At 53.1% G+C, this 12,684-nt stretch carries 9 protein-coding genes; 6 read left to right on the top strand and 3 right to left on the bottom strand.

Annotated elements, in window-relative coordinates:
* The first annotated feature begins 1 nt into the window (after position 1).
* Positions 2–1,456, top strand: a complete 1,455-nt coding sequence (locus IB286_RS01515; RefSeq protein ID WP_223826041.1) for a TrkH family potassium uptake protein — start codon at positions 2–4, stop codon at positions 1,454–1,456.
* A 144-nt stretch (positions 1,457–1,600) separates the two neighbouring features.
* On the opposite strand, the gene IB286_RS01510 is transcribed toward IB286_RS01515, so the two are convergent.
* Entirely contained in the window at positions 1,601–2,506 is a 906-nt protein-coding gene (locus tag IB286_RS01510) for a Dyp-type peroxidase (protein WP_190761891.1), read from the bottom strand.
* A 173-nt stretch (positions 2,507–2,679) separates the two neighbouring features.
* On the opposite strand from IB286_RS01510, the gene gshA reads away from it, so the two are divergent.
* From gshA to IB286_RS01485, 5 genes are all read left to right on the top strand, one after another.
* The gene (gshA, locus tag IB286_RS01505; protein ID WP_190761890.1) at positions 2,680–4,242 is read left to right on the top strand and encodes a glutamate--cysteine ligase; all 1,563 of its coding nucleotides are present in this window, start codon (positions 2,680–2,682) and stop codon (positions 4,240–4,242) included.
* Positions 4,239–4,850 carry an acyl carrier protein phosphodiesterase gene (locus tag IB286_RS15670; protein ID WP_190761889.1) on the top strand — a complete coding sequence of 204 codons (612 nt, stop codon included), beginning with the start codon at positions 4,239–4,241 and terminating at the stop codon, positions 4,848–4,850. Before gshA ends, IB286_RS15670 begins: the two co-directional genes overlap by 4 nt.
* Positions 4,851–4,919: 69 nt before the next feature.
* Positions 4,920–5,429, top strand: coding sequence for a disulfide bond formation protein B (locus IB286_RS01495; RefSeq protein ID WP_190761888.1), 510 nt, complete (start codon positions 4,920–4,922; stop codon positions 5,427–5,429).
* Between the two features lie 12 nt (positions 5,430–5,441).
* On the top strand, positions 5,442–5,792 hold the full coding sequence (locus IB286_RS01490) for a CidA/LrgA family protein (RefSeq protein ID WP_190761887.1): 351 nt from the start codon (positions 5,442–5,444) through the stop codon (positions 5,790–5,792).
* Entirely contained in the window at positions 5,792–6,499 is a 708-nt protein-coding gene (locus IB286_RS01485) for an LrgB family protein (RefSeq protein ID WP_190761886.1), read from the top strand. The genes IB286_RS01490 and IB286_RS01485 overlap by 1 nt, the downstream gene beginning before the upstream one ends.
* Before the next feature lie 18 nt (positions 6,500–6,517).
* On the opposite strand, the gene IB286_RS01480 is transcribed toward IB286_RS01485, so the two are convergent.
* Together IB286_RS01480 and IB286_RS01475 are read right to left on the bottom strand one after the other, a co-directional pair.
* Positions 6,518–9,892, bottom strand: coding sequence for a UvrD-helicase domain-containing protein (locus IB286_RS01480; RefSeq protein ID WP_190761885.1), 3,375 nt, complete (start codon positions 9,890–9,892; stop codon positions 6,518–6,520).
* Positions 9,889–12,684 (bottom strand): PD-(D/E)XK nuclease family protein, encoded by a 2,796-nt coding sequence (locus IB286_RS01475; RefSeq protein ID WP_190761884.1) that lies wholly within the window; start codon positions 12,682–12,684, stop codon positions 9,889–9,891. Before IB286_RS01475 ends, IB286_RS01480 begins: the two co-directional genes overlap by 4 nt.

Genomic DNA, 12,684 nt, shown 5'->3' with positions numbered 1-12,684 from the left:
GTTGAATCGCCCCTCACTTTGGCTTCCGGTAGCAAAAATCGCCAGCGTAATTCTGGCGGTGTTTGGCTTTTTTATGTGTATACCGCTGGTGATGGCGGCGCTAAACCACTCGGGCAATGAAAAAAGTTTTGCCGTCGGCGTGATCATCACCGAAGCCTCGGCGATCTTGGCGGCGGCCATCAGTTTTCGCCACCGAATTTCGATGCTCACACCCCGACAGATGTTTCTGATTACCAGCAGTGTGTGGATTCTGATTTCGTTTGCCGGGGCGATTCCCCTATTTTTGATTTCCCACATCAGCTTTACCGATGCGGTGTTTGAATCGGTTTCCGGGCTGACCACCACCGGCTCCACGGTATTGACCGGGTTGGATGCCATGCCCCACGACTTGCTGGTATGGCGCTCCATGCTGCAATGGATCGGCGGACTGGGAGTAATCGGCATGGCGGTGGCGATTCTGCCATTTTTAAAAGTCGGCGGTATGCGCCTGTTCCAGACAGAATCCTCTGACTGGTCTGACAAAGCCCTGCCCCGCGCCCGCAGTACGGTTAGCCTGATTATTTATTTTTATCTAGCGCTCACCATTCTGTGCAGCCTAGCTTATATGTTCGACGGCATGGATGCCTTCCACGCCATTAATCACGCCATGACCACCATCTCTACCGGCGGTTTTTCCACCTCAGACAATTCCTTCGCCCAGTTTGCCGACCTACCCAGCCACTGGATCGCCATTGTATTTATGATGCTGGGATCGCTGCCTTTTGTGCTGTATATCCAGTCATTTATGCACCGGCGTATGGTCTTTCTACACGACCAGCAAGTGCGCGGTTTTCTGTACTGCGTATTGGTATTCAGCGTAGGCATGAGCATTTATCTTTGGCGCGAAGGTGTCGACCTGCCCCATGCCATCACCCTGTCTACCTTTAATCTGGTCTCGGTCATTACCACCACCGGCTACGCCAGTGGCGATTACAGTCTGTGGGGGCCATTGGCGGTAGTGATTTTCTTCTTTGCCACCTTTGTCGGCGGCTGCTCCGGCTCCACCGCCGGTGGCGTCAAAATTTTCCGCTTTCAGATTCTTGCCATGCTAATGCGCGAAAACACCCGCCGCGCCTTACACCCCCGCGCGGTGATTCAGCGGCGCTACAATAATCAGGTGGTCGATGACGCCGTGGTGCTATCTACCGCCTCGTTTATTTTCATTATGATTCTGACCCTTGCCGTTATCACCTTGTTGCTAGCAAGCAGCGGACTGGATCTCGTAACCGCCTTTACCGCCGCCAGCACCTCGCTGATGAATGTTGGCCCCGGACTGGGCGACATCATTGGCCCCGCCGGCAATTTCGCCAGTCTCACTGACAGCAGTAAATGGATTCTTTGCTTGGGAATGTTATTGGGCCGACTTGAGTTTGTGACTCTGCTGATTTTGTTCAGCCCAGATTACTGGCGCGCCTAGCGGCTTGTCCCACAAAATCAACTGCCCAAAAACTAACCAATCAAAACTAAGAGACACAAAAAAGGCGCCAAGGAGGGCGCCAATAGGGGGTGCTTAACACCTGCCAGCAGGTGTCGAGACTTCCTGGTGGGAGACTTCGAGATATTAGTCTTTCCCGATTTCAGAAAGTTCCAGCAAAGAGGGAGAAAACCAGTAACTACCCGTTACTGGTGTAGAAAAATCGGTAAGGCGGTCGTGAATTCCATCCTCGGTCATTCCGAACATACTCGCCAAGATCGCATCATATCGACTAATTTCTGCCGAAAATGACAGAAAATACAACCCACTTTCGACAACTCCACCATAGGGCACACTGCGGCGATAGAGCTTTTGCCCCACGCCATTTATTTTCACATCACTGCGGCTAACATGGGAATTATTCGGCATGCGCTCACCGCTCAGCTCAACACTATCCGGTTTGGTGCGACCAATAACATTCTCTTGCTCGGTTTGATTAAGCGCGCCAAAGTCCCGCAGCTTGTGCACCCATTGCTGAGTCAGCATAAAACTACCGCCGGCACCGACCTGCCCTTCGGGAATCAGCGCTACCTGCCGGCGCTCATCTGCCTCGGGATTTTCCGTGCCATCAATAAAGCCGGTGAGATCGCGAGCATCGTGGTAGAGAAACCCGGTTTTATCCAGCTCGACCACAGCCACCTCAGACAGAAAACGGTGAGCCAATTGAGCCCCATCAAAATTATGGCCAGCATCGGTGCCGTGCAACCACAACAAAATATCGCGCTGGGTAGCCGGCGCAATATTGGGCGCCTTGCCAACCGGGGTGAACGCTTTCAAACCCAAGGGCACAGCGCCACTCAAACGCGCCCAACACGCCGCAGCAAAACCCCAAACCACATTATATTTATTGCTATCACCCGTCGCCAAAGCCGCAACCGCCGCACTTACAGCCGTGCGTAACTGGGTATCACTTACGCCATCCTTAACACGGTATTCCAGCAACACATGGGTATTGCTACCTTCGGCAAAAATTCCGGGCTGGGGCAAAGACATTCGAGTTTCCTTATTACTGTTTATCGCGTTGCTGAGAAATCAATTAATCAGACTTATAAAATCTATCTGCATAGCATAACCTTTTGGCTTAACCTACTGAATCCTGAAACCTTGTCCATCCCCCCGCATCGCCATTACACTGTGCGCCCTGTTGATGGCTGCCGAGGAACCCCATGGCCACACAATTCGAGCAGCGACTCGCACTTCTGGGCAGTAAAGAGATTAAACCTCTGCTGAATCAAATTCAGCGCGGCATTGAAAAAGAATCTCTGCGTATGGACCCAGAGGGCCGGCTAGCGCAAACCCCGCACCCCGCCGCCTTCGGCTCGGCACTGACCCATCCCAGCATCACTACCGATTTTTCTGAAGCGCTACTGGAATTTATTACCCCGGTCTCCAACAGTATTGAGGGCAGCTTGGCCACGCTGGCGGGCATCCACCGCTTTGCCGCACAAAAACTGGACAGCGAACAACTGTGGAATGCGAGCATGCCCTGCCGCCTTGGTGAAGAGCAGGATATTCCCATTGGCCTGTACGGCAGCTCCCATTCCGCCACCATGAAAACCCGCTACCGACTAGGCCTAAGTCACCGCTATGGCCGCAAAATGCAGACCATTGCCGGGATTCATTACAACTTCTCGCTACCGGAAACATTGTGGCAAGCCCTAAAGCTGAATGACGCAGACCCCAACTGCGAGCAGGATTTCATCACCTGTGGCTATTTCAATCTGATTCGCAATTTCCGCCGCTATGCCTGGCTGCTAATTTACTTGTTTGGCGCCGCACCGGCGGTTTCACGCTGCTTCCTCAATGGCCGGCCCCACGGTTTGGAAGATTGGGACGAGCATACCCTTTACGGCCCTTACGCCACCTCGCTGCGGATGGGCGATTTAGGCTATTCCAGTGTTGCCCAGAAAAACCTGAAAATCTGTTACAACAAACTGGAAAACTATATCGATACTTTGTGTGGCGCGATCACCACGCCCCACGCCGGCTATGAAAATATTCCCGCCGATGAGCAGTTATCTACCGGCTTGCTGCAAATCGAAAATGAGTTTTACAGCCCAATTCGCCCTAAACGCGTAACCAAAAGCGGTGAAATTCCACTTGGCGCACTAAAACGCGCTGGCGTGGAATATGTTGAAGTGCGCTGTGTTGATATCAACCCGCTGCTGCCGATGGGGATCGACAGTACCCAAATCCGCTTCCTCGACAGCTTCCTACTATTCTGCCTGTGTCAGCCAAGCCCGGCCTGTGACGCCGACGATATTGCCGAAATCACCGCCAATTTTGCCGAGGTTGTCAGCCGGGGCCGCCAACCGGGCCTGCAATTGCAACGCGCCGGTGAGTCAATTGCAATGCAAGCCTGGGGCACAGAGCTACTTGAGCAAATTAACCAAGTGGCCGCCATTCTCGATGACAGCCACGACGGTAGCGCTTACCGCGATAGCTGCAGCCTGCAAAAACTGAAACTGGAAGATCCAGAGCAGACACCGTCGGCGCAAGTGTTGTCGATCATGCGCCACAATAAGGAATCCTTTTTCCACTTTGCCTATCGCCAATCCTCGGAAATGACCGACTACTTCCGCGAGCAGCCCCTAAGCCCGCAGGAGCTGGAAAAGTTTGCCGCTGAGCGTGAACAGTCACTGGTTGATCAAGCCGCGATAGAAGCAGATTCGACTGGCAACTTTGAGGATTATCTGGCGGCCTTCTTCCAGCAATATCAGGAACTGTGAATTATCTCGCCCATTTCCATCTGGCCGATCAGCTCGCCGGGAGCGGATCGGTCGAGCAGCAACAAGGCTTGATGATTGGCGCCTTATTGGGCGATTACGTTAAAGGCCCACTGCGAGGCGACTACCCCGCCAATTGGGAAACCGGTATCTGGCTGCACCGACGCATCGACGCCCTCACCGACCGCCATCCGCTAGTTCAGGAATGCCTGCAATTACTGCCAGAGGCTTACCGCCGTTTTGGCGGCATTATGCTCGATGTGTGTTTTGACCACTGTTTGGCCAATCGCTGGCAAGACTTCGATCAGCGCGAGCTAACGGATTTCAGTCAACACTGTTATAAGCAAGTTCTGCCGCACAGCGACCGTTATCCCCAGCTCGCCAGCCGCCAAATCGGAATTCTCTCGCGCCACAATGTACTCAGCATGATGACCGACTGGCAGCGCGTGGAGCAGATGCTGGCCGGAATCGGCAGCCGCCTTCGGGTTAGCAATCCGCTGGCCGAATGCGGGCCAAGCCTGTACCAAAACCTCGCGGATATCGACACTCGCTTTCAGGAACTCTATCCTGCGCTTGTGGCCCAATTAACGACCGAGCTGGCAGCGCGCTAAAGCGAACTTGTGCCAGCCTCAACAATCCCCTACTGTAAGCGCCTTCTGCGCCCAAACGATTAGATTGCTATGACGACACCACTTCCTTTTTTTAGCTCGCGTCGCCTCTACGCCTTTATTCTGCTGTGCTGTGTGGGCCTGCTCAGTTACGCCCTCTACACCCAATATTACGACGGCCTACACCCCTGCCCGTTGTGTATCACCCAGCGCGCCTTTTTTGCAATGATGGCCGCCTGTGCCTTGGTCGCCTTTATTCTGCACCCCCATCAACGCGGTCGGTATATCGCCGGCGGGCTAATGCTGGCTTGCAGTATTGGCGGCGGTGCCGTGGCCTATCGCCAAGTCTGGCTGCAAAGCCTGCCGCCCGAACTGGTTCCCGCCTGCGGCCCCAGTCTGGAATATATGTTCAGTAATCTGCCTTTTGGCGAAGCCTTTCAAACTCTGATGATGGGCGACGGCAACTGCGCCGAAATCGTCTGGACCTTATGGGGTTTGAGTATGCCTAACTGGTCTATGATCGGCTTTATCGGTTTGGGTTTAGCCGCCATTGCCAGCGCCCTGCCTATGGTTAAACGCTAGGTTATTTTTTTGATGCTAGCGGGCTTTCTCACTCTTCTCGGCTTTCAACTAATCGGCGAATTTTTACAGCGCGCCTTTGACCTGCCCTTGCCGGGACAAGTTATTGGCATGTTGCTATTGTTTATCGCGCTGATGATTCGTGGCAGTGTGCCCGCTCAACTGGAAAAGGGCAGCCAGCATCTGATTGATATTTTGCCCATGTTGTTGATGGCACCAGCAGCGGGTGTGTTCTTTCTCGGTGCGGGCTTTGCCGATCAATGGCCCGGCTTTATCGCCGCGATCAGCGCGGGCACAATCCTCACGCTGATTTTCTGCGGCTTGCTGCTGAAGTTTTTGACCCGCCGTAAACGAGTGAATCGATAATGGCTGGCCTCGAACTTATTCACAGCCCGCTGTTTGCCTTGGTAGTCACCCTTGCCGCCTTTCAAATTGCCTTTTGGGCCTATCAACGCAGCCAGCGTTTTGCCTTGCTGCACCCCACCATTAGCGGTGCGGTATTGATTGCCGGCACACTCACCGCGCTGGGTATTGAATATCCTGAGTTTTACCAGAACATCCACTGGCTGAATTTTCTGCTGGGCCCGGTCACCGTGGCCTTGGCCGTGCCGCTCTATCGTCAGCTACATTTACTGCGCGACATTGCCACGCCTTTATTAATTACCACCTTTGCTGGGGCCGCGTTTGCCTGTGGTTCAGCACTCATCTTGGCCTGGTCATTGGGCGCAACCAAAACCACGCTACTGTCTCTCACCACCAAATCCATCACCACGCCAATTGCCATTGTAGTGACCGACGATATAGGCGGCATTGCAACCGTTGCCGTGGCCTCAGTAATTTTGACCGGTATTGTCGGCATCGTTTCAATTGAGTGGCTATTCAAAAAACTGAATATCCAAGACGATCGCTTGTGGGGCTTTTGTTTAGGGCTCGCCGCCCACGCCATTGGCACCTCACGGGCCTTTGAGCGCAGTACGGTGGCCGGCGCCTTTTCGAGTTTGGCACTGTGCCTAACCGGCACCGTTACCGCGATTTTTGTGCCGTTGGCGGCAAACTGGTTTGCCGCACTCTAAACCCAAGCACATTAAGAATCAGCGAATTTCCAACAGCGTCTGATGTGCGGGAAAGTACAGCGCCGGAATAATTGGCACCTCAATCCCTGCGGCGGCCAAGGCCTCAGCATAGCGCTGCATCTTCTCTGAATAACGCTCTAACTGTGCCGCAAAAAATTGCTCGCGCTTGCCGCTGGCCTGTGCGGTTTTATAATCGATAATCCAACAGCGCGCCGCTGCCGTTCCGGGATTTTCGATAAACACCCGATCCAGAATCAGCGTTTGCCACTGACCACCCACAAACTGCCGCAAGGTTTGTTCACTGCCCTGCCAAGAATAACTATCCAGCATCCAGCGGCCAGTTTCACAACTCAGGGTTTGCTCCAACAGGTGCACGACTCGTTTCACACTGTCTGCCAATTCAGGCTCGGGATGGCAGTGGTGCCGCAAACGTTGGGCAATCGCCCCATCCCACCGCCGGCTTGCCAAACCCTGCTGCCAACGCTGTATGTCATTACCGCGGCCGATGCGCTCCATCAATTCATGAAAAACTATTCCGCTGGCCCGCTGCTCAATATTGTCTTCCAGCACCGCGTTGTCGCTGAAGCGGCGTGCCTGTTCGAGTAGTGATTCGGCTTGTGAGCTGGGCTGATAATACCCATCCAGTTCAATCTCAACCGGGCCAAGACGCGGCGCGATGGGCACCGCCATCGAATCCTCCGGGTCTTCCTCGGTAAATTGAACCGGGGCGGGTAAGCTCGCCGCGCCCTCAAAATAGGGGGCCAACACCGGCCATAAATGTCCCAGATACGATGAGCTGGACACACTCAACTCGCCCTTGCTGCTAGTCTCCGCCATACCAAAAAGATGTAACTCCCGCCGCGCTCGGGTCAGTGCCACATAGATTTGTCGATCCAGCTCGGTTTCTATTTCCTGTGCATGGGCGCTGGCCAGATATTTGTAAAGCAGCTCACCATCCGCATCCGCCTGTTTACTAACCGGCTTGGGCGCCAACACCATATGGCCTTGCAGACGCTGCCAAACCAGCAGCAAATTATCTTGCCTTGGCGCCTTGCGCCCCAGCCCCGGCAATAACACCACATCAAATTCCAAGCCCTTGGATTTATGCACGGTCATCACTTCAACTTGCGCGGCCGCCGGCGTGGCAAACAATTTAGCTATGGCGCGCTCCAAGGCGGCAATATCCTGCAAAATTCCCGCCGGGGCATGTTCATCTAATAGGGCGAATACTCGACGAATATCTTGGTGCGCCGCTTCATCGACGGTGGCCGGCCCGCCCAATTGATACCAAGCAGTTCTCAAGGCCCAGCGTAAATCGCGGCTTTCTGGACGCTGCTCAATAGCGGTCAGCACCCCAACCAAACGACCTAGACGCTGTTCGCCCTCCGGACTAAGTTTAGTACGGGCTTCGGCACGCGACTCAGGCGCGGCAAAGACCACTTCACGCAATACACCACCGTTAATGCGCAAGCGCCGAATATCTTCCCAAGCCAGCCCGACAAAACTGGCGCGCAGCAAGCGCGTCCACGCCAGATTATCGGCCTCGTGCCATAGGGCGCGAATCAGTGCGGTAAATTCCAGAATTGCCGGGGTTTCAGCCAAGTTGTCGATATCTTGTCCACAGAAGGGAATCCCCGCTTGCTTTAATGCTGGAATAATCGCCGCGAGATGGGGACGGCTGCGCACCAAAATACCAATGCTAGACTGGCGCTGCTGTGCCTGATCTTCGCTCAACACACGCTGAACAATCTCGATAATTTGTTGAGCTTCATAACTTGCCGCCTGCGCCTTGGCGCTGACTCCGGCATCTTGAATCATGGCGTGAATTTCAACGCCGCCGGGATTACTGCGCTGGGCAATGGCTGGCTCATAGTCAAAACCGCGATCGGTAAACAGGGTTTTAAAACTGCTGTTTACCCAATTCACCAAGTCTGGCGAGGAACGGAAATTTGCTTGTAATTGCAGTAATTCAAGTTTTTTCCCCGCAAATTCGCCCTCTCGAATCAAGCCATCAAACAGGCTGACCAAGCTGCCGCGAAAGGCGTAAATCGACTGCTGCAAATCACCACAGAAAAATACACTGCGGCCATCGTCAGGCTGCCAGTCCTGACACAGGTTTTTGAGCAGCTCGATCTGTCCGACCGAGGTATCCTGCATTTCATCAACCAAGATATGCTGAATACGTTGCTCATCGAGCAGTGCCTGACCCGCCAAGGGGTCTTCGGCCTCCAGTGCATAGATGGCGCGCTGAGCAATCTCGGCAAAATCAACACCGCCACGCGCTTCAAATATCAGCCGCAAATGGGCCAGCAGGTGGCGCAGGGCCAATTGAAAATCCGCCACTAGCTGCCGACTTCCTTCCGGCAAACCCGCAGGGGGCAGCTCGCGCAATATATTCAATGCGTTCGCAACCTGCTCAGCTTCGCCACTGTCGTCTTTTTGTGCCAACCAATTTTTTGCTTGCTCGTAGCCCGGCGTGGACTTAACAAAGCCCGCATAATTTACCGAACGGGGAACATAGAGACTGCCATCACCTTTCAACACCGCATTAGCAATCTGGCGAATTAGCGGTAACTCATCCAACCCCATTTGATCAGCTTGGCGTAAATCCGCCGCCCAACTGTGTTTTTCATTGTGGCCGGAAGATTCGATAAACGCGCCAATCAAGTCGTCAATATTTGCGTCGCACACGATCTGCCATGTGCGATCAAAATGCCCTGCAACTTCCTGTTTCAACGCCTGATCCATCAAGGCCAAGTCGCCGTTCAGCACATCCTTAAGCCACTGATCGCGCTTGGCTAAAAGTGCCGCCAGTAATGGCACCAGTGTTTCAATACGGTTGCTGCCATAGGCTAATAATCGCAACAGCGCTTGGGCTAATTCCGGATTCGACTCGGGCTGTTCAATGCGCTGAAACAGATCCAGTATCGCCTCGCGGTATAGCGCCTCGGTATCGGTCAGCGGCTTTGCCGCACCCAAACCTGACAATAACGGCAGCCGCCGAGTGAGGCTGGCACAAAAGCTGTCAAAGGTTTGAATACGCAAACGGGCGCTGTTATCTAATAAATTCCAAGCGAGTTGGGCATCCCGCTGTTTTACCTGAGCAACAATGTTCTGTAGTTGGGCATCAAAGCCATTATCGGCAGGCGCATCGCTGTCGCCTTTGCGCAGGGCGGACAATACCCGCTCGCGGATTTCGCCCGCCGCCTTATTGGTAAAGGTAATGGCAACAATCTGTTCGGGAGCCTGAACTGTCATCAAACAGTTGAGATAGCGCAGCAGCAAAACCCCGGTTTTACCGGAACCCGCCGGGGCACGAACCAAGACCGATTTACTCGGGTCAATGGCCGTATCGCGCTGGGCTTGATCGGGAGGGAAGGCAAAGTGCGTCATTCTGCGTCCTCCTCATCTAGCATATTCCCTGCTGTCAGCGGCAGGAGGTAGGCACTGAAACCCCGGCGATGATCGCGTTGGCTATCGTGTCGAATATCACCACCGAGTATCCCGGCCGCCATCGTTTCCAAAGCGCCAGACCACGCACTTAATTCATTTTGCCAAGTCTCTGGACTGGCCACATCGTGCTTTGAAGCGTTTTTCTTGATAACGCTATTGGCCCAGTTGCTGCGCATATGCAAAGACAGCGCATCACTCTTAATTTGCGCCAACATAATGCCGTCTACGGTTTTTTCTCTGGACTCGGTGAGCGCGTAAATCGGCAGCTGGGGTTCGCTTAGCTCATTGCTATTAAGAGATTTACCCTCGACAGTACCGGTTTTATAGTCAATCACTAATCGCTTTTTGCCATCAGAGGTTTCGATTTCATCAACCCGGTCTAGACGTAATCTGAGGTTAATCCCGAAAATTTCTATTCGTCGTTCACTTTCCATTTCGATAACGCGAAAATCCGAAAGGCGCTGCGTTTCTTTTTGCAATATCCAGCTCGACACCAAGGTTGCCACTCGCTGTTTTTCAATCTCAATCAACGCAGCGGGAAATCGCCACGCGCCGACTTCGGCATCTTCCAACGCAATATCTACACAGGCGAGCACGCGCTCTTGTAACGCCGCTTCGCCCAAGGCTTCCAGCGCCGCTTTAGTGATCGTTTGTCGCCAAAATTGTTCCAGCGTGTTGTGTACCAACAAGCCCTGCAAGCGATGATCCAAGCCCTCGGTCGGCTGTGGAAACTCTTTTAAACCAAGCCGGTATTTGGCAAAGGCAAAGAAAGGGCTAGTGGCATATTCCTTAAACAGGCCCGATCCCCCGCGCAGCTTTTTACGCTCACTATCAGAAACCGCCGCAACCATGTCCTGTTCCGGCAACTGCGTTTGGCCGATCACTCTATAACGCTTTTCTATAGCCGTGTTGCTTCGCTCGTCTTGCGTGTTATTTCTCGCTTCTTCGTCTAGCCCTTTATTCAGCCATTCAGAAATCAAGCTACTGACGCCCAGTGCCACGCCTTCGTCACTCTCTCTGAAATAGCTAAAACGAATTTGACTCGACGTTGCCAAGACATTGTTCAGCACCGCAAAATCAGAGAATCGCTTTTGCACGGGACTGCTATCTGGCATGTTCGCGCGCTGTTGTAACAATAGCGGTAAAAACGCAGAAGGTTCTGCATGACGCGGCAAGGCCGCTTCGTCACACCCCATTATCCAAAGCGCATCAAAATGCCGACCCTGCGCCTCTTCCAAGCCGATCACAACAATGGGCGACCGCCAATTACGACTGATAGAAAAGCGTTTACTGCTCAGAATTTGTTGTAACCAGCTAATGGCTTCCGCATGACTGACCAAACCTAACTGTCTATCCATGGCGCGAAAAACATCCATGCCCTGACTAAAGCCTTTGCGACACTGCATCACCACCGGGTCGTCAATCTCGGCATTGGGCCAACCCATGCCCAATAATAATTGGTCGAAATCCCGCACCCAGGCCGACGGCAATTGTTTTGGACGCAGTTTTTCCAAATACGCCTGTAGAGCGATGAGCGGATCAAGCCAAGTCATTGCACCTGATTCATCCCCCCAATATTTTTCCTGCAAACGCGAGGAATTTAATGCCAAAGCCTGCTTTAAGCTGGTTTGCGCACTGAGTTTTTCCCGCCATAACAAATCAAGTTCAGCGCGAGCGTAACGCCACTCACTCCAGCCACCGATAAAGCGGGAGCGCAATATCCGGCTTATTTGTTCTAGATCCGCCTGATGGGGTCGCAGCGAAATACAGTCCCAGGCGGCACTGATTAGAGGAAATCCCAAGAGTTTTTCCGTGCCCTCAAACAACCAAGGTTCACAAACAGGGGCGCCCTCACCAAAGGGTTCTTTGGTGCCCAAGGGAAATAATGTGGCAGGGTAAAGTTGTTCGCACAACGCCCCTTCCAGCAGTGCGCGGTAACTGGAAATTTCGGGGCAAACAATCGCTATTTTTTCCGCTTCTGGTGAGGTGCTTGCCGCTAGGTAGTCGGCAATTTCACTGGCGACCTGACGACATTCTTCAGCGCGATTTTCAGCCACATGCAAACTGATTGCTTGCGGAGCCGATTCGCTTTCCAGCCGTAAAACCTGCGCATGATCCAAGCACTCAGCAAGAAAAGACTCAATAGCTGGAGCAAGGCTAAGACCGGCGCTGAGAATAATATTGTCGGGCAGTATTAACTCGCCTGCTTTTAAAGCCCCACTCAACGCACTTGGCAGCTGGGCACTAGACAGTGCGCCCTGCTCATCCAAAATATGCTGGAGTTCTTTTCGCCACTGATAAAACGCCTGATATTCGCTGGAAAACAAATAGTGCTCACGACTATCGCTGAGACGGTAATGATGAAAATCCTGAAAGGCATCAACAAAGCGACGACAGATGGCTTGTGAGTTTAAACACTGCGGAGGAAAGGATTCACTGCCCTCAAGTAATTGCTGGGCCAAGGCCAATAATTGAATAGGACGGAGCACAATTTTTTCGTTAAAGCCGCTGTCCCATAGTTCAGCCAACCACTGCTCGACGGGCATTGCCGAAATCTGCTCGATAAATGCCGATTCGCGCTGCTGTTGATATTGCGCTAACTGATCCCGGCACTGTCTGGCGGCAACATCATTGTGGGTCAATAATACCGTGGTGCCTTGCAGCGCCCACAAATCATCGAAGCTCGCGATTGTTGCCAACTTGCTTAGTTCGTCCCTGTTGTTATTCGTCAT

This window comes from Spongiibacter pelagi, assembly GCF_014705705.1.
Classification (GTDB): Bacteria; Pseudomonadota; Gammaproteobacteria; order Pseudomonadales; family Spongiibacteraceae; genus Spongiibacter; species Spongiibacter pelagi.
Note: the sequence above shows the minus strand (reverse complement) of the source record. Positions and strands in the feature narration are given on the sequence as shown.

Bases quoted from the DNA above. Each gene is read 5' to 3' on its own strand.
- IB286_RS01510 (WP_190761891.1), bottom strand. From the start codon at position 2,506: ATGTCTTTGCCCCAGCCCGGAATTTTTGCCGAAGGTAGCAATACCCAT.
- gshA (WP_190761890.1), top strand. From the start codon at position 2,680: ATGGCCACACAATTCGAGCAGCGACTCGCACTTCTGGGCAGTAAAGAG.
- IB286_RS01495 (WP_190761888.1), top strand. From the start codon at position 4,920: ATGACGACACCACTTCCTTTTTTTAGCTCGCGTCGCCTCTACGCCTTT.
- IB286_RS01490 (WP_190761887.1), top strand. From the start codon at position 5,442: ATGCTAGCGGGCTTTCTCACTCTTCTCGGCTTTCAACTAATCGGCGAA.
- IB286_RS01485 (WP_190761886.1), top strand. From the start codon at position 5,792: ATGGCTGGCCTCGAACTTATTCACAGCCCGCTGTTTGCCTTGGTAGTC.
- IB286_RS01480 (WP_190761885.1), bottom strand. From the start codon at position 9,892: ATGACGCACTTTGCCTTCCCTCCCGATCAAGCCCAGCGCGATACGGCC.
- IB286_RS01475 (WP_190761884.1), bottom strand. From the start codon at position 12,684: ATGACGAATAACAACAGGGACGAACTAAGCAAGTTGGCAACAATCGCG.